Consider the following 17801-nt stretch of genomic DNA (forward strand, 5'->3'; position numbering starts at 1 on the left):
GCGTTGCGCTTGCAACCCTGGTTGCACCTCGCTTGCGGGCACGGCGTGGGGGAGGGATGGCTGAACACGCACGGCCCTAAATACACGGCACCGATAACGCAGGGCCGATTCCATTCGGCTTCCCGTTTGCGCTCATCGATCAGGCGTAGCCCGCGTCAGATCTCGAACCGCCGGACCTGCTGAGTCAGAGCGCTACCGAGCCGTGCGAGCTCCACGCTCGAGGCGGCTGTCTGCTCACTGGACGTCGCGGACTGATCGGCAATATCGCGTACTCGGGTCACGCTGCGGCTGATTTCTTCAGCCACGGCGCTTTGCTCTTCGGCCGCAGTTGCGATCTGCTGCATCATTTGCTGAATAGCGGCGATCATGCAGGTGATGTCTGCCACCGCCGCACCAGTCTCATCGACGCCCGCCACGGTGGCCTCCGTCAGATCGCTACAGCCCTGCATGGTTTTGGCGGACTCCTCGGCAATCCGCTGAAGCCCTTCGATCAGTGATTGGATTTCGACCGTCGCGTCCTGGGTGCGACGAGCAAGTGTCCGCACCTCATCAGCCACCACAGCGAAACCTCGGCCGGCATCGCCGGCGCGTGCGGCTTCGATCGCAGCGTTCAGCGCGAGTAGGTTGGTCTGGTCCGCTACCGACTTGATAACGTCCAGTACACCGCCGATCCGCTCGCTTTCACTCTTCAGGCGCGCCATCGCCGCGGTCGATTTTGTCACCTCATCAGCAAGCCGCTTGATCTGTACCACTGCCTGGCGTGCCGTCGCCTCGCCGGCTTGCGCTTGCTGATCGGCTGAAACCGCCGCGCTGGCCGCTTGCTCGGAGTTTCGCGCAACCTCGAGCACCGTCGCAGCCATTTCATGAATCGCCGTGGCTACCTGATCGACTTCCAGTTTTTGTGCGATGACGCCTTGGCTCGCCTGCTCGGTAGATTGGGATAGCTCTTCGGCGGAGGACGATATCGTTTCAGCTGAGCGCCGTACCTGTCCGATCAGCTCGCCGAGGCTGCGTTGCATCTCTCCAAGGGAGGCCATGACGCTGCCAGCCGGCGCGTGCTCCATTCCTGGCATGCTGCGCATGTCACCAGCAGCGACGCGGCGGGCTGCAGCGGATAGATCGAGCGGCTCGGCGCCCAGCGTGCGCAACAAGCTGCGGACGATGCCGATACCCAGACCGAGCGCGAGCAATACGGCGATCAAACAGACACCGATCATCAGATTGCGTTGGGTTTCATATTCGTTGCGCTCGGCCACCACTTCCGCGTTCGCGGCGCTACGGCTGTGCTGCATATAGCGTTCGCCAGCGGCCAGCAGCTGACGCAGCAGTGGAATGCAGTCTCGGTTGATTCGCACGATGGCATCTTCGCGCTGCCCGGCTACGGCGCGTTCGACGATGTCCAGCGCTACTGGACCGTAAAGGCTTTCTATCCGGGCTATCTCGGCAAGCAGCTGCTTTTCTTCTTTGGCCTCAGCACCAGACAAACGATCTACCGCCGTCTTGAGATTACTGAGATGAGTCTGAACGTCGCGGTGTGCTTCGAGGACTGCTGCATGTTCGAGCTTCAGGTCAGCTTCCGAGGACACTAGCACCAGGTTACGGGCCGCGACTGCGCGGCGTTGCGCCGCGATGAGTAATGCTGACGCCAGCTCTTCGCGGGCGTTAACACCTTCGACATAGTCGGAGAAGGCATCGTTGAACTTGGAAAGCTCGGCAATCGCCAACGCAGAAATGAGCAGAACGATCAGCGTAAGTGCTGCAAAGCTCAGGCCGAGCTTCAATTTGACGGTTAGGTTCATGGGATTTCCGCACAATTATGAGGATCTTCCCTGAGCTGACTGCACCATCGTCCCTGAAATGACTATTCAGTCAGGGTAGTGGCATCAAGACATCATAAGTACTGTACTTTGGTATCGATGGTGTACAGGAATCGTATGGCTTTCTGTGAGCGACCCTCCCGATGGCTAAGGGCCGTTAGAAAGCTGTTTGCTCCTGTGGATTTATCCGGCTGTGAATACTCGTGGAGCGAGCGTTAATTAACTTTTTATTGCCACATAAAAAAGGCGCCAACGGCGCCTTGAGTTGAAGCGTTAAGTTCAGGCTGTGCCGAGCTCGGTACGATCACTGCCATCTTCGGCCAGTAACTGCCCGAGCGGAGTACGGTCGAAACCGTCATCGGCGACTTGATCGGCTTGAGGTGTCAGGTCAAATCCATCTTCTGCGAATTGCTCCGCTTGCCGCGTAGAGTCAAAACCGTCCTCAGCGATCTGCTCGCTGATGGGAGTGTGATCGAATCCGTCTTCAGCAATTTGCTCGCTCAATGGCGTGCGATCGAAACCGTTTTCAGAAAGGGTGCTGTCAGTTGATAACTGCTTTTGGACGGTTGAGGTGCTTTGCGCTTCCCCCAGAATTGGTTGCGGATGGCTTGGCGGGATCGCAAAGGCAGTCGAAGCAACGCTGGCCAGGATGGCAGCTGCTAATAGCTTTTTCATGAGTGTGTCCTCGGTATCGGTGGGTACGGGACACATGCTACGGGCGAGGGCCAGTTGAACAAACGCGAGCGTATCAATAGTACAAATCGACAAGTGTGATACTAAGCGTCGCTGCCGCTAATTGATTAATTCAGCCAATTATTTAATTCAATTAAATCGATAGTTGATCAGCTGACCGTAGTTATCGGGCGGTTTCGCCTTGTACAGCCGTTAGGCTTTGCCGAGGTTTACCGATCGCGGCCATGCTGCGGTCGTGTAGATGCACCAGCAGTGTCATGGCGGTCAGGCTGCCAAGCAACGCGCAGAACATGTCGGCCTGCGTGTCCCACTGATCGCCTTGCATGCCCAGAAAGGCTTTGGCGCCCTGGCCAAGGGAAAGGGCCGCCGCCCACTCGACCAGCTCGTAAACAGCGCTGAGCATCATCGCCATGCTTACGCAGACAAATGGCAACAGGTGTTTGCCATGAACCCGCTCGTTACGCACCAGCAGTTCCCGCGCGATCAGCGCAGGCACAACGCCCTGGAAAAAATGGCCAAGCCGGTCGTAAGGGTTACGGCTGAGGTCCAGCCAGTCCTGCAGCCAGAAGCCGACCGGGACACGGGGGAAGGTGTAATGGCCGCCCGCAACCAGCCCCAGGGCCTGGACAGCCAGCAACAAGTACAGCAGCGAAGAGAGCGGAAATCGTCTATGGGTGTAAGCCAATGCCGGCAGCAGGATGACCACCGGAAGGACTTCCATCAGCCAGGTGGTACGGTCGTGCGGGTTGATGGCGGAGGCCAGCAAGGCCAGTACAACGAGGCAAACCAGGGTCTTGAGCAACAGCGGTCGGTGCATTCAACCTGCCTTTTTCGGAATCGGGCGCATGTGCAATGGACCACGAAACCGGGGCGATGACTGCTGCGAAAGCGCGAAACGCTCCCGTTCTGGCCGCTCGCGGCCGTCAGGGCAGGGCTTTTTCGGCGTAGGTGCGGGTCGCCAGTCCGAGCTGGGAACGGAAGCTTTCCATGTCGAACATGGTGCAGATCTCGCGGATCTGCTGCCCCGGCGTCAGGGTCCAGAAGGCCATCGCTGCAATGCTCAAGACCTTGTCGCTGGGTGGGTAGCCGAGCGCGGGTGTTTCGATGGTGCCAATCAGGGTGCTCCAGGTGACGACCTTGTCGCCCTCGGTAACGCATTCCTCGACCACCACTTCGAGATCGGGCATGGCAGTACGGATCTGGGTCACCATCGCGGCGAACTCAGGGCTGGCCATCGGATGGCCGACGAAGGAGCTCTTGTAGAGAAAGTCTTTGCTGTGCAGCTTCTCGGCAAGGGCCAGGTGTCCGCGGTTCCAGCTCAGATCGATGTGCTGGCGGACCAGCCGTTTGTTGTCGTCCAGTGACATTTGTCGCGTCCGGTAAGTGGCGGGACTACGAACTGTAGCAGCCGCCACCCGGAACAGGCATCAATCGACAGATCCCTTCGTCGGCTCAATCCACCGGCAGGCGCAACCGAAACGCAGCGCCGCCAAGCATGGAATCGTCGAGCCTGAGCTCGCCGCCGTAGCTGTCGATGATGTCCTTCACCACTGCCAGGCCAATGCCTTGGCCGGGGTGCTGGGCATCCAGCCGTTCACCACGACGCAGGATCCGGGCGCGCTGGTTAACCGGCACGCCGGGCCCGTCATCTTCGATGCTCAGGGTCAGGTATTCGTCGCCCTGCTGCAGGCTGATGCGCACCTGATGGAGGCAGAGTCGGTAGGCGTTCTCCAGCAGGTTGCCGAGCAGTTCCATCAGCGCACCCTGCTCCAGCGGCAGGGTGGCCTTTGCTGGAACCTGCAGCTCGACCTGCACGCGCTTGTCCTGGTAGACCTTGTCCAGTGTGCTGCACAGGCGCACCAGCAGCGGCTGCAGCGCTACCCGGTGGCGCACCAGGCCGCTCTGACCAAGGCTTGCCCGCTGCAGCTGGTAGCCGATCTGCTGGCTCATGCGCTCGATCTGCGCGCGCATCACGCGGGACTGTTCGCGGTTGTCCGGCTGCGTACTGATCGCCTCGCCGACGCTCTGCAGCACCGTCAATGGCGTCTTAAGGCTGTGGGCCAGGTCGCCCAGCGAGTTGCGGTACTGCTCGCGCTGGCGTCGCTCGCCGTCGAGCAAGCGGTTCAGCGAGCGGGTCAGGCGCAACAGTTCGCGGGGGTGTCGATCGCTGAGCCGATCCAGCCGCCCCGCCTCGACCTGATCCAGCTCGAGGCTTAGTCGTTTGAGCGAGCGAAAGCCCCAGGTCAGGCCCAGCCAAAGCAACGTCAGCAGCACCAGCAATCCGCCACCGAGCCAGAGATACAGCTGTTGCCGGAATTCCTCGAACAGGCTGCGGTATTCACTGGTGGGTTGCATGGTGACGAAGCTGAACGCCTGACGCTGATCGGTGTTCAGCCGCAGCTCCACGTCGTAGACGAAGTACTCGGCGCCATCGGCATCGCGGATCCGCTGGAATTCGGTGACATCGCCCTGCAGGCGCGGCTGATAGTCGATGGATTCGTCTTCGGCCGACCGTGACTGCCAGAGCCGTTTGCCTTGCGGGTCGTAGATGTAGCCCAGCAGCTTCGCATCGGGCAGATCGAATTCTTCATCGGGCAACCGCGCCGGCATCACCAATCGGCCCTGTTCGATGCGCGATGCGGTGATCAGTGTATTGGCATCGGCGGCCAGGCGTTCTTCGATGACCCGCTCGAAGGCGAGGCTGAACGCAGCCTGCAGCACCGGCAGCAGGGCAAGCATGAACAGAACGGCGAGGCAGGTGGCGCCCAGCATCAGGCGCAGGCGCAGCGACAGGGTGCCGTTGCGTGCGGCCCGAGCCAGCACGCGCCAGCGGCGCCAATTGAGGCTCATCGGCAGCGCTCGGTGAACAGATAACCCAGGCCGCGAACGGTATCGATGGGTTTAAGTCCGCCGTGGGCTTCCAGCTTGCGCCGCAGCCGGCCGACCAGCACCTCGATGACGTTGGCGTCGCGTTCGTTGTCGTCCGGGTAGAGCTGCTCCATCAGGCGTTCCTTGGCGACCACCTGCTGCTGGTGACGCATCAGATATTCCAGAATGCGATATTCAAAGGCGGTCAGCGGCAGGGGCTCGTCATCCACCAGTGCCTGTTTGCGGTTGAGGTCAAGCTTGAGCGGGCCGGCTTCGATGCTCGCCTGGGTGAAGCCGGACGAGCGTCGCAGCAACGCGTTGAGCCGTGCCTCCAGCTCCTCGAACTGGAAGGGTTTGACCACGTAGTCGTCGGCACCGGCGGCCAATCCTTCGACCTTGTCCTGCCAGTTACCGCGCGCCGTGAGGATGAGGATGGGAAAGCGCTCGCCATTGCTGCGCAGCTGGCGAATCAGATCCAGGCCGGAGATGCCCGGCAGGCCGAGATCGACCACGGCCAGGTCATGATTGAATTCGCGTGTCTGGTAAAGCGCCTCTTCGGCATTCGCCACCGCATCGACCACATGCCCGCTTTCGCTCAGGCGAGTCAGCAGGTGGTGGCGCAGCAGCGCCTCGTCTTCCACCACCAGCACTTTCATGTGCGGCTCCTGTCATGCAAACGGCCGGGACAGTCCCGGCCGTGTTCCTGTTGATGCAAGCGCGCCTGCTTAGAACTTGTAGTTCACGCCCAGGTAGGCCTGCTTGCTGCTATGCAGGTCGATCGAACCGACCTTGCCAACGCCGCGCTCGGCCACTTCGGTACCGGCGTTGCTACGCAGATAACGGTAACCCGCTTCGATCGACGTGTTCTTGCCGACGTCTTGCAGCACACCAGCCTGCAGACCCACCAGATAACCGATGTCACTGTCGCGGCGGTAACCGCTGGACTCATTCTCGAGCTTGGTCAGACCGGCACTGGCGCCACCGAACAGGCGGGTGGTGTCGCCGACCGGGAGGAACATGTCGTAGCTGCCGAACAGGTTCTGCTGACGCAGCTTGAGCGAGCTACCGTAGTCGTCGGATACGTTTTCGTAGGTGGCATAGTAGCGTGCCTCGTCGGTCATCTGACCGGCGCGGATGCCCCAGGTGCCGCTGTTCTTGACGGTGTCGTCGAAACGGTTCGCGCCCGGCATGTTCTGCTTCAGGGGGCTGGAACGGTCGATGTTGACGGTGCTTTTGCCCCAGGTGAGGCCAGCGAAGTTGTCGGCGGCTTGGGCGCCGAGGGTGAAGACGCTGAGAGTGGTGGCGATGGCCAGGGTATGCAACTTATTCATGTGTCGCTCCTTTGCAGGCGTGGAAAAATTTACGTCTCCATCGTGCCTGCGGGACGCTGAACAGCGCCTGAACCCTGGCTGAACCTGAGCTGAACGATCATGCAGCCAGCGCAGCCTGGGCTGCGCTGGTGGTCAGCTAGCGCCCGCGACGCCCTAGCAGGGCGACCAATGCGGCTGCCCCCACCGCCACGGCGGCAGTGGTCGCGACCGGATGCTGCGTGGCACGGGTGTACAGGCTGCGTGTCAGCACCATGCCCGGATAATCGCCACTGGCGCTGCCGTCACCCGCGCCGCCGACATCGCTGTCGTAGAGTGCGCCGCGTGGGTGTCGGTCTGGGCGGCCGCTCTTGATGGTGTCGTAGACAAAGGTGCGGTTGATCCAGTCGGCCAGGTGCGGCGCGTTCTGCGCGAGTCGCGAGAGCAACTTGGCATTGCCGATGTAAACGTCGCGCTGCGGGTGCTCGGCGGCATGCAGAATCGCCCGCGCGACCACTTCGGGGGCGTAGACCGGCGGCGGAAACACCGGCGCGCTGGGCAGGTAATTCTTCGAGTGATCCATGAACTGGGTGTCGGTCGAGGAGGGGCGTACCAGGGTTACCGATACCGGCGTGTGCGACTTTTGCAGCTCGACGCGCAGCACGTCGGTCATCGCCTTGATCGCATGCTTGCTGGCGCTGTAGCTGCTGTGAAAGGGCAGGGCATTTGCCGATTCGACACTGCCGATGTTGATCAGAGCACCGCCTTTGTCGCGCAGATGCTTAACGGCGATGGACGAACCGTAGTGAGTGCCCCAGAAGTTGGTCTGCATCACTTGATAATGGTCTTCGTCGCTGACCTCATCGAAGCGTCCCCATACCGAGCTGCCGGCATTGTTGATCCAGGTGTCAAAGCCACCGAAGCGGGCGACGGTCTCGCTGGCGACGCGTTCCAGCTGCGCGCGCTGGCCGACATCGGCCATGACGTGAAGGACCCGGTCACCCGCGTTCAGGTCACGCTCGATGTCGAGCAGGGCTTCTTCGTTACGGGCCACCAGTACCACGCGTGCGCCTCTTTCGATGGCGAGGCGGGCAGTCGCCAGGCCGATCCCGCTCGAAGCACCGGTGATAACGATGACCTGCTCTTGCAAGGGTTTGAGAGAAATGCGCATCGGGATCTCCTCGGATAGCGGCGATGTGGATTGGCTCGGTAGAAGCCGTGGCCGCGCTTCCGGTTCCGGGCAGGCGATGGATGGCAGCGGTTGATCGATCCTGGGCTGGGTGGTGCTGCTGGCGCTGCCGAGGTACAGCGGGCATGTTCTGACCGAATACATCACCATTCTTCAGCAGCCAGGAAGCGAGCAAATCACGCGCTGCATCAGTAGCGGCAGCATTCTGGTCGACGGTTTGCTGACCCTGCTAGAGGTGGGCCATGGTGTGCGCGATATCGAACCTGACGTATCACTACGTCGAGCTGAAGGGGGTTGAGGTGGGGTGCCGGCTTGCACGCAGCCAGCCAAGACCGCTATCGCCGGTTTGAATCAACCTTGACGAATAGATGATCCGCTGCAGCAGGCGTGGAATCTGGCGCCGAGGGCGCCGAATCGGTGGGTTGGCTTGCGGGGTAGGTCTGGTGCAGAGGCACTTGCTGCTGGCCATCAACGGACCAGGTGACCGTCGCCTCGATCTGGCTGTCAGGTGCGATACCGAGTCGGTTGTTCAGCGGACACTGCGTTTCAGGCCCGCTGGTCAACTCGCCCGATTGGCGGCTGCGGCTGGTACCGGCGTGGCCCTTGGAACGCACTTCCAGCTGGTAGCTAAGCCGGTGGGGTTCGGCACTGCTGAAGCACAACCGCACATTCAACCGGTCGGCTTCGGGCTGCAGCTCCAGGCGAGCATCAACCGGACCGGCGGAGGCGAGCAGCATGGCGGCGAGGGTCGCGGTGAGCATAGGGGATGGCCAAGGTCTGGATCACTGTTGGGTAACGGTGGCCATGTTGCCGGTCCCCGTCTGCGAAATCACCGCGTTCATGAGTTCGGCGTTCTGAGTGATCGAGGCCTGGTTTGCCATGCCGACCTGGTTGATGCGGGCCTCGTTGTAGCCGGCTAGCTGGTTGATGGCGGCGATGTTGTCGTCGCCAGATTGCACCACGCTGGCTTGGTTGCCATCGAACCATTGCACCAACTCGACGCTATTGGAGTTTCCTGTCGACGAGCCGCGAAAGCTGTTGTCCCGGCCGCTTTGCTCGACAGCCAGCAGGTTGTCATCACCCGCCTGGTTGAAGGCGAGCTCACCTCGCAGCCCGTACTGCTCGATCTGCGCAGCGTTCGAATTGCCGTTCTGGGCCAGCTGAATGTCGCCTCCATCGCCCTGATCGATGTTAGCCCTGTTCTCGTCGCCGACCTGATACACAGCTGTCCAATTGCCGTGGTAAATGCCGTCTTGGGTCATTATCAGCGAATTGCCGTTGCCAATCTGACGTGCCTCGGCCCGAGCGAATCCATTTTGAGTAGCCGAAATGGAATTGTTGTCGCCGATGCTGCTGATTTGCAGCTCATTGGTATACCAGTGCTGCTCGACCTCGGCGCGGTTGCCGGTGCCCTGCTGGTAGACGTTGGCGGTGGAGAAGCGGGTCTCATCGCCCTGATAGATGGAGGCGTCATTGCTGCCAATTTGCACAATGCTGGCGACATTCTCTTCGGCGATCACGCCCTGAAAGATCGAACCGCTGTTCGCCGTACCGTTCTGGCGGATCGTGGCCTCGTTAAGCAGCCCGGTCTGATCAACCGTGGCGTCGTTGTCATTGCCTGTCTGCACGAGTTTGGCGCTGTTGTCGGCATGGGCGCCAACGGCGACAGACAGCAAAGCGGCTGACGCGAGGAGATGCAGACTGCGCATAGGGTTACCTTTTTATTAGCGATGCTGGTGATTAGCGATGCTGGACGATCTGGACGCGTTGGCCGCTGCCGTATTGGGTGACACTGCTGCTCAAGCCGCTGCCGAGCTGTTCGATGCTGGCAGCGTTGTTCGAACCAATCTGAGCGATCGCGGCCTCGTTGTCGCTGCCGATCTGGCTGATGTCGGCCAGGTTGCCTTGGCCAATCTGCAGAATGGTGGCGATCTGGTTCTCGCCTTGCTGGAGGATGAAGGCCTGCTGGTCGCTGCCCTGCTGCATGATGTTCGCCAGCTGAGCCGTGCCGGTCTGGCTTACGTCAGCCAGGTTTTCGCTGCCTGTTTGCAGCACTCGCGCGACCTGCATGTCGGGCAATTGCAACGCCGCCGACTGGTTAGCGAGGCTCAATGAGCCTCCCGCAAGGTCTCCGTTGTCCATCAGATCGGCTGCATGAACCGCGTGACCGGTGAGCAGAAGGGCGGCGAACAAGCCGCGGCGGAATAGGGCTAGACAATCCATGCAGGCACCTCGGAATAGTGTTCGGATTCTTGACTGCAGGCGGGGCGCTGAACATCCATCGAACGGTGCAAAACAAGCGCTACGTGATGAACGGGGCGAATTAATCCTTTTGCGACTCACAGCTCGTCTCGGTCCATGTCGAAGGTGTCCTGGAGTAGGTTCTGCAGCTTGCTGCGGTTGACTTCCTCCAAGATCAGCTGCGCGGCTTGGGTGGCGATCTCTTCGATCTCCGCTACGTTGGGCTGCAGAAAGCGCCGGTAGACCGTGCGCTGCCCATACTCCACCCAGACCAGGCTGCCCCAGCGCGCGGAAGGACGTTCGCGTACCACCAGATCGCCTTCAAGCGCGCTGGCGTCCTGCAATTGAAAGCTCAGGTAGCGGTGAAAGTCGTGACCGAAGCGCGTGATGGTGTTGTCAATGATCAGCCCGCTCAGTTCCGCCTCGCCTTCCGCCTGGCCCAGCGCTGCCTGAGCCTGCAGCGGGCCGAGCAGGCTCAGCAGCAACAGGCACAGCGTCAGGCGTGACACGACTCGGACCAATCCAGTCGGCCACGTAGCAGAAAGGCCGCCTCGGCCCGGTTGGAGGCACCAATCTTGCGCAACAGGTTGTGGATATGGCTCTTAATTGTGTGGGGGCTTAGGCACAGCTGTTCGGCAATTTCGGCGTTGGACAGGCCTTTGCCGGCGAGGCTGAGGATTTCCCGCTCACGCAGCGTCAGCGACGGTTTGCTGCCAGCGAGTTGGCGCATGCGTCGCCACTGGCTGAGCAGGCGTTCGGTCAAGACCCGCGGCAGCCAGTCGCCGCCTTCGAGCAATACTTGGATGCCGTCGAGCAGGTGCTCGCGAGTGGCATGGCTGTAAAACACGCCGCGAATGGCAGGGTGCTTGTCGACCAACTGCTCGGCCTGCTCTGGCGCGATATTGACCAGCGCAACGGGTGTCTGCTCGTCGAGCTGATCAAGCAGTGTCGACAATTGCTCGGTCTGGCTGTTTCCCGAGTCGAGTAGGTAGAGATCGGTGCTGCCCGGCACGATCTTCTCGAGCCGCGCCAGGGCTACCTCTAGCTGAGCCTGCTCACCAAGAAAGTGCTTGAAAAACAGCCCGAGAAGCTCATTGCCGGTCAGCAGGGTGACGGTAGGCCGGTTACGTTCCAGGTGGGTGAAGTCCGCTTCGTCCATGTTCAATCCTTGGTTTGGAGTGCCGTTATGCTGCATAGAAAAGTTACTAAACGACCGGCCAGAAATGACGAAGTTCAGCGTTCACGTTGGGATTAGGTCGGCATCTGCGCGCTGAGGATGACATCCCGACGGACGGTTGAAGAAACGCTGTGGTGGACTTAATGGACTAAGGTGAGTCAATCGCCCATTCGATGGAGCCTGCATGAGTGACCCCTCCCGCGAACTGACGTTGCGCGCACTGTTGACCGGCCTGCTGCTGGGGGCCGTGCTGACGCCTTCGAATATCTACTCGGGGCTCAAGATCGGCTGGTCGTTCAACATGTCGATCATCGCGCTGTTGGTCGGTTTCGCCTTCTGGCAGAGCCTGGCGCGAGTGCTGAGAAGGCCCGCCTGGACCCTGCACGAAAGCAACATCAACCAGACCACTGCCTCATCCGCGGCTTCGATCATTTCCAGCGGTTTGGTCGCACCCATTCCTGCCTACACCTTGATCACCGGCCAGCAGTTCGACACCTTGCCACTGGTGGCCTGGGTGTTCTCGGTCAGCTTTCTCGGCATCTGGGTCGCCTGGTACTTGCGGCCATCACTGATTATCGAAACGCAGCTGCGCTTTCCTGAAGGCATGGCGACCTTGGCCACCATGCAGCAGATCTACAGCCACGGCGCTGAGGCGGCGCGGCGCTTATGGGTACTGGGCTCGGCTGCGCTGCTGGCGGCGTTAGCCAAGCTGGTGGACGGTCTGTGGTGGAGCGTGCCGCGCTGGGCTCCCAGCGCGCAGCTGGAGCGCTTGACGTTCAGCCTCGAACCGTCGCTGTTGCTGCTGGGCTTCGGCGGAATCATCGGCTTACGGGTTGGATTGTCGTTGCTGCTCGGCGCGTTGATTGCCTGGGGCGGGCTGGCACCCTGGTTGTTGACGGAAGGTCTGGTGACGATCCCAGCGGGCGCCAGCGGGCCGCAATTCGGAGTGCTGATCGAGTGGCTGCTGTGGCCGGGAGTCAGCCTGATGGTCTGCGCTACGCTGATTTCACTCAGCCTGCGTTTTTTACGCGCCCGAAGAGGCGCTGCAGCACAGCGCATGCGATTCGCTCGGCCCGCACCACTGCCGGCGCTCGGGCTGGGCCTGGCGGCCATCCTGGTGATCGCCCTGCAGATGAATCTGTTTGATATCCACCCACTGATGGCCGCGCTGTCGATCCCGCTGGCACTGCTGCTGGCCATGGTCGCGGCACGTGTCGTCGGCGCCACCGGGATACCGCCGATTGGTGCGATCGGGCAGCTGTCGCAGCTGAGTTTCGCTGCCATTGCGCCTGGTCAGGTGGCGATCAACCTGATGAGTGCCAACACTGCAGGCGGTGCTGCGGGTCAATGCACCGATCTGCTCAACGACTTCAAGGTTGGTCATGCAATTGGCGCGACCCCCTCGCGCCAGGTGGTCGCACAGTGCCTGGGTATTCTGGTCGGCAGCCTGGTAGGGGTACTCGTCTATCAACTGCTGATTCCTGATCCTCAGGCCATGCTGATCACCCCCGAGTGGCCAGCGCCTGCCGTGGCGACCTGGAAAGCTGTGGCGCAGGCGCTGACCGCCGGGCTCGGCTCGATCAGCCTGGACATCCGCTGGGCGATGTTGATCGGAGCACTGGTCGGCGTTGTGCTCGGCCTGCTCGAAGGCTCGGCGCCGGTCTGGCGGTTGCGCTGGTTACCCAGTTCCGCGGCGCTGGGGCTGGCGTTCATCATTCCTGCCTCGATCTCGCTGATGATGGCTTTCGGCGCCGTGTTGGCCTGGCTGTTCGCGGCCCGCTGGGGCAGCCTGGCCGAACGTTTTGTGATCGTTGCCGCCGCCGGGTTAGTGGCCGGTGAAAGCATGGCTGGTATCGGGATTTCGTTGTGGCAGTTGTTGCGCTGAGTTTTGGTCAGGTGTTCTCAAGGCAAAATGGCGTGTGGACATCCGATGAACGGTCTGCTGCCAGCATGGCGACCAGTGGTGACAGGGCTACAACGCCCGCCTCGTCTGGGTTTCAACGTTTTTGAAAGATCCTGTCACGCGCCGGGGTGAAATTTATTTTCGTGGACAGTGCCGGAGTATGTGAACCCCTTGAAACTGGAGAGCAATCATGCAAACGACCAAGCTCGCCGCGCTGACTCTAGCCGGCCTTATGTCTACCGCTGTATTTGCCGCAGGCACAACGGACAACGAAGCCATTCATGACAAGGGCCGTTACGACGCGGATAGCAGCTCAATGAAGAGCGGCACTCACGACGGCAAAATGGGCGACGCCCATGACGACACCATGATGGACGGCAAAACGACCGACGACACCGACCGCGAAGGCCTGACAACCGGTATGGGCACCACCGTTGACGGTGAGCCGGCAGGTCCGGGAACCGAAACAGGTACCAGTGTCGGCAACACGACCGCCACGGGAAGCAGTGCTACTGGCAACTGATATGCCTTGGCCGCAGATGAAAAGCCCCGGCTTCGGCCGGGGCTTTTTGTTGAGCGGCCGTTGGGCTCCCGCTGCCGCAGCTGATTGCGCCGGGCACCCCATGGCTTCTAATCGGGAGACGCTCATGGCTATACGCGTTTCGTTATTCGTTTCAACATTGATGGCTGCGTCGCTGACAATCGCCGCCGGCACCGGTCCCACGCACCCGGAGAAAGCCCGCGAACATCCACTGGACACGCGCGAGCCGCGGCAGGATGTAATCGAGAGCGGAGATGACAGCCAAAGCCAGCCGAGGCCCCCGACGCTGGAAGCACCGCCTGAGGTGCCACCCGTTACGCCTGTTGAACGCCCATCGTCGCCGGATCGGCCGGACACCCGTTCGGGCGGAAGCGGCGATTCAGCCTCAGCCAGCTGATCAATCGTGCGAAACCGTGGCAGCCATCCGGCAAAACGAAAACGGGAGGCCTAAGCCTCCCGTTCGATACTGCCAGCGCAGCGCTTAGAACAACACGCGGCTGCGGATGGTGCCGTTGACCTGCAGCAGTTTTTCCAGCGCCAGGTCGGAATAGTCCTTATCTACATCGATGACGACGTAGCCAACCTTCTCGTTGGTCTGTAGGAACTGGCCGCAGATGTTGATGCCGTTGTCGGCGAACACCTTGTTGATCTCGCTCATCACGCCCGGGATGTTCTGGTGGATGTGTAGCAGGCGGTGCTTGCCGGGGTGTGATGGCAAGGCCACTTCCGGGAAGTTGACGGACGATACCGAGGTGCCGTTGTCGCTGTACTTGACCAGCTTTTCTGCCACTTCCAGACCGATGTTGGCCTGTGCTTCGGCGGTCGAGCCGCCGATGTGCGGGGTCAGGATCACGCGATCCAGGCCACGCAGCGGGCTTTCGAACTCTTCATCGTTGGATTTGGGCTCGACCGGGAACACGTCGATGGCGGCGCCGATGAGGTGCTCGTCCTTGATCGCAGCGGCGAGGTGATCCAGCTCGACCACGGTGCCGCGGGCGGCGTTAATCAGGATCGAGCCTTTCTTCATGGCACGGATTTCCTTCTCGCCGATCATCCACTGGGTGGATGGCAGCTCGGGGACGTGCAGGGAGACGATGTCGCACATGCCCAACAGCTCATACAGTGAGCCGATCTGAGTGGCGTTGCCCAGCGGCAGCTTGGTCACCACGTCATAGAAGAACACCTGCATGCCGAGGCCCTCGGCGAGGACAGACAGCTGCGTGCCGATGGAGCCGTAGCCGATGATGCCCAGCTTCTTGCCGCGAATTTCGAAGGAGTTGGCTGCTGACTTGATCCAGCCGCCGCGATGGCAGGACGCGTTCTTCTCCGGAATGCCCCGCAGCAGCAGGATGGCTTCGGCGAGTACCAGCTCGGCCACCGAGCGAGTATTGGAGTAGGGGGCATTGAATACTGCAATGCCGCGCTCGCGGGCGGCATTGAGATCGACCTGGTTAGTGCCGATGCAGAAACAGCCGACGGCGATCAGTTTTTTTGCTGCTTCGAATACGTCCTCGGTGAGCTGAGTGCGCGAACGAATCCCGATGAAATGGACGTCGGCGATCTTCTCTTTCAGCTCCGACTCGGTCAGCGCAGTCTTGAGATACTCGATGTTGGAGTAGCCGGCGGCCTTGAGGGTGTCGACAGCGTTCTGGTGCACGCCTTCGAGAAGAAGGAACTTGATCTTGCTCTTGTCGAGAGAGGTCTGGCTCATCTGCATTTAAACCTTAAGGCCGAAGGGTAGGACGAAGTGTCCAGCGAAGGCTGGCCGACCCGGTATCAGCGGTGTCGGGAGTCTGCCGAGGCACGTTTCAAAAGGGTGCGTATGCTAGCATACGCACCCCTCGAAACACCCATGTCCTGAGCTGAAGCGTACTCAGGGTGACCATGAATCGAATGAGAGTTCCCATGATGACCGACCCCGCCCTGATCGACGAGCTGAAGACCCTGGTCGAGCCTGGCAAGGTGCTGACCGATGCCGATTCGCTGAACACCTACGGCAAGGACTGGACCAAGCAGTACGCCCCGGCACCCTCGGCCATCGTGTTCCCGAAGACCATCGAGCAGGTGCAGGCTATCGTGCGCTGGGCCAACGAGCGCAAGGTCGCTCTGGTGCCCTCGGGCGGCCGCACTGGCCTTTCCGCTGCCGCCGTGGCGGCCAATGGCGAGGTGGTGGTCTCGTTCGATTACATGAACCAGATTCTCGAATTCAACGAGATGGACCGCACCGCGGTCTGCCAGCCGGGCGTGGTCACCGCACAGCTGCAGCAGTTCGCCGAAGACAAGGGCCTGTACTACCCGGTGGACTTCGCCTCCGCAGGCTCCAGCCAGATCGGCGGCAACATCGGCACCAACGCCGGCGGGATCAAGGTGATTCGCTATGGCATGACCCGTAACTGGGTGGCGGGACTTAAGGTCGTCACTGGCAAGGGCGATCTGCTCGAGCTGAACAGGGATCTGATCAAGAACGCCACCGGCTATGACCTGCGCCAGCTCTTCATCGGTGCCGAGGGTACTCTGGGCTTCGTTGTCGAGGCGACGATGCGCCTGGAGCGCCAGCCGACCAATCTGACTGCGCTGGTGCTGGGTACGCCGGACTTCGACTCGATCATGCCGGTGCTGCACGCCTTTCAGGACAAGCTGGACCTGACTGCCTTCGAGTTCTTCTCCGACAAGGCGCTGGCCAAGGTGCTGGCACGTGGCGACGTGCCGGCACCGTTCGAGACCGATTGCCCGTTCTACGCGCTGCTGGAATTCGAGGCCACCACCGAGGAGCGCGCGGACCAGGCGCTGGCGACCTTCGAGCATTGCGTTGAGCAGGGTTGGGTACTCGATGGCGTGATGAGCCAGAGTGAGCAGCAGCTGCAGAACCTGTGGAAGCTGCGCGAGTACATCTCCGAGACAATCAGCCACTGGACGCCTTACAAGAACGACATCTCCGTCACCATCGCCAAGGTGCCGGCCTTCCTCAAGGAAATCGACGCCATCGTCGGTGAGCACTACCCGGATTTCGAAATCGTCTGGTTCGGCCACATCGGCGACGGCAACCTGCACCTGAACATCCTCAAGCCCGATGCGATGGACCAGGACGAGTTCTTCGGCAAGTGCGCGACGGTGAACAAGTGGGTGTTCGAAACCGTGCAGAAGTACAACGGTTCGATCTCTGCCGAACATGGCGTCGGCATGACCAAGCGTGACTACCTCGAGTACAGCCGTTCGCCGGTGGAAATCGAGTACATGAAGGCGGTCAAGGCAGCCTTCGATCCGAACGGCATCATGAATCCGGGCAAGATCTTCGCTGTTTGAGCAGACAGGAACTCTCCATGACCTACAAGCACCAGTACACCGACGGCACCACGATCCACTACCCGCTGGGCAAAGTCGTCTGCATCGGTCGTAACTACGCCGAGCACGCCAAAGAACTGAACAACCCGGTGCCGACCGAGCCTCTGCTGTTCATCAAGGCCGGCAGCTGCACGGTGCCGCTGGACAGCGGCTTCAGTATTCCCTCTGACCGTGGTGCTGTGCACTACGAGGCGGAAATCGCCGTGCTGATCGGCAAGCCGTTGTCGCGCAAGCCGAACGAAGAAGAGGTTCGCGACGCGATATCCGGGTTCGCCCCAGCCCTCGACCTGACCCTTCGCGACGTGCAGGCCAAACTGAAGGAAAAGGGCCATCCATGGGAAATCGCTAAAAGCTTTGACGGTGCCTGCGTGCTGGCTCCATTCGTGCCGGGCGATGCAGTGGAGGATCTGACTGACATCGGCGTGCGCCTTACCATCAACGGTGAGGTGCGTCAGGACGGCAACAGTAACCAGATGCTCAACGCCATTCTGCCGCTGCTGCAGCACATCGCCGGACACTTCAGCCTGCAACCGGGCGACGTGGTGCTGACCGGCACGCCGGCGGGCGTCGGCCCCCTCCATCAGGGTGACGAACTGGTACTGGAACTGGTCGGGTTGTCTCGCTTCGAGAGTCGCGTGCTTTGAACCAGTATGGGCCGGGTGCGTCTGACGTATCCGGCCTGCAGCGCTATATCCTCCCTGTGAAGGTCATGCTGTAATCGCA

18 protein-coding genes and 1 pseudogene are annotated in these 17801 nt (G+C 61.1%); 5 read left to right on the top strand and 14 right to left on the bottom strand.

Annotated elements, in window-relative coordinates; genetic code table 11:
* Positions 1–155: 155 nt before the first annotated feature.
* From C1896_01795 to C1896_01830, 8 genes are all read right to left on the bottom strand, one after another.
* Entirely contained in the window at positions 156–1799 is a 1644-nt protein-coding gene (locus C1896_01795) for a methyl-accepting chemotaxis protein (protein ID AZZ43762.1), read from the bottom strand.
* A 297-nt stretch (positions 1800–2096) separates the two neighbouring features.
* Complete coding sequence (locus C1896_01800) at positions 2097–2492, bottom strand: hypothetical protein (protein AZZ43763.1); 396 nt, start codon at positions 2490–2492, stop codon at positions 2097–2099.
* Between the two features lie 181 nt (positions 2493–2673).
* A complete protein-coding gene (locus tag C1896_01805) occupies positions 2674–3327 on the bottom strand; it encodes a hypothetical protein (protein AZZ43764.1) in 654 nt (217 codons plus the stop codon).
* Positions 3328–3433: 106 nt separating this feature from the next.
* Positions 3434–3877, bottom strand: a complete 444-nt coding sequence (locus tag C1896_01810) for a hypothetical protein (protein ID AZZ43765.1) — start codon at positions 3875–3877, stop codon at positions 3434–3436.
* A gap of 85 nt (positions 3878–3962) precedes the next feature.
* Positions 3963–5360 (bottom strand): histidine kinase, encoded by a 1398-nt coding sequence (locus C1896_01815; GenBank protein ID AZZ43766.1) that lies wholly within the window; start codon positions 5358–5360, stop codon positions 3963–3965.
* Positions 5357–6034, bottom strand: coding sequence for a DNA-binding response regulator (locus C1896_01820; GenBank protein AZZ43767.1), 678 nt, complete (start codon positions 6032–6034; stop codon positions 5357–5359). The genes C1896_01815 and C1896_01820 overlap by 4 nt, the downstream gene beginning before the upstream one ends.
* A 69-nt stretch (positions 6035–6103) precedes the next feature.
* Positions 6104–6709 (bottom strand): hypothetical protein, encoded by a 606-nt coding sequence (locus C1896_01825; protein AZZ43768.1) that lies wholly within the window; start codon positions 6707–6709, stop codon positions 6104–6106.
* A gap of 136 nt (positions 6710–6845) precedes the next feature.
* A complete protein-coding gene (locus C1896_01830; protein ID AZZ43769.1) occupies positions 6846–7856 on the bottom strand; it encodes a short-chain dehydrogenase in 1011 nt (336 codons plus the stop codon).
* Positions 7857–7965: 109 nt separating this feature from the next.
* Between C1896_01830 and C1896_01835 the strand changes: the two genes are divergently transcribed.
* Positions 7966–8172, top strand: coding sequence for a hypothetical protein (locus C1896_01835; GenBank protein ID AZZ43770.1), 207 nt, complete (start codon positions 7966–7968; stop codon positions 8170–8172).
* A gap of 133 nt (positions 8173–8305) precedes the next feature.
* Here the strand turns inward: C1896_01835 and C1896_01840 are convergent.
* The 5 genes and pseudogenes from C1896_01840 to C1896_01860 all read right to left on the bottom strand — a co-directional run bounded on the left by C1896_01840 (position 8306) and on the right by C1896_01860 (position 11196).
* Positions 8306–8635 (bottom strand): annotated as a pseudogene (locus tag C1896_01840) (hypothetical protein).
* A gap of 21 nt (positions 8636–8656) precedes the next feature.
* Positions 8657–9583: a hypothetical protein gene (locus tag C1896_01845; GenBank protein AZZ43771.1), complete on the bottom strand. Its 927-nt coding sequence runs from the start codon at positions 9581–9583 to the stop codon at positions 8657–8659.
* 31 nt (positions 9584–9614) lie between these two features.
* Positions 9615–10097 (bottom strand): curli production assembly protein CsgB, encoded by a 483-nt coding sequence (locus C1896_01850; protein AZZ43772.1) that lies wholly within the window; start codon positions 10095–10097, stop codon positions 9615–9617.
* A 116-nt stretch (positions 10098–10213) separates the two neighbouring features.
* Entirely contained in the window at positions 10214–10600 is a 387-nt protein-coding gene (locus tag C1896_01855) for a curli production assembly protein CsgE (GenBank protein AZZ47486.1), read from the bottom strand.
* An 11-nt stretch (positions 10601–10611) separates the two neighbouring features.
* On the bottom strand, positions 10612–11196 hold the full coding sequence (locus C1896_01860; protein AZZ47485.1) for a DNA-binding response regulator: 585 nt from the start codon (positions 11194–11196) through the stop codon (positions 10612–10614).
* Between the two features lie 280 nt (positions 11197–11476).
* Here C1896_01860 and C1896_01865 point away from each other — a divergent pair, with 280 nt between their 5' ends.
* Together C1896_01865 and C1896_01870 are read left to right on the top strand one after the other, a co-directional pair.
* A complete protein-coding gene (locus tag C1896_01865; protein AZZ43773.1) occupies positions 11477–13177 on the top strand; it encodes a peptide transporter in 1701 nt (566 codons plus the stop codon).
* 208 nt (positions 13178–13385) lie between these two features.
* Positions 13386–13718 (top strand): hypothetical protein, encoded by a 333-nt coding sequence (locus C1896_01870; GenBank protein ID AZZ43774.1) that lies wholly within the window; start codon positions 13386–13388, stop codon positions 13716–13718.
* A 499-nt stretch (positions 13719–14217) separates the two neighbouring features.
* Here C1896_01870 and C1896_01875 read toward each other — a convergent pair whose 3' ends face one another.
* Positions 14218–15447, bottom strand: coding sequence for a phosphoglycerate dehydrogenase (locus tag C1896_01875; protein ID AZZ47487.1), 1230 nt, complete (start codon positions 15445–15447; stop codon positions 14218–14220).
* A gap of 197 nt (positions 15448–15644) precedes the next feature.
* Between C1896_01875 and C1896_01880 the strand changes: the two genes are divergently transcribed.
* A complete protein-coding gene (locus tag C1896_01880; protein AZZ47488.1) occupies positions 15645–17039 on the top strand; it encodes an FAD-binding oxidoreductase in 1395 nt (464 codons plus the stop codon).
* Positions 17040–17056: 17 nt separating this feature from the next.
* On the top strand, positions 17057–17722 hold the full coding sequence (locus C1896_01885; GenBank protein AZZ43775.1) for an isomerase/hydrolase: 666 nt from the start codon (positions 17057–17059) through the stop codon (positions 17720–17722).
* Positions 17723–17801: the final 79 nt, after the last annotated feature.

This window comes from Pseudomonadaceae bacterium SI-3 (assembly GCA_004010935.1).
Lineage (GTDB): Bacteria > Pseudomonadota > Gammaproteobacteria > Pseudomonadales > Pseudomonadaceae > Stutzerimonas.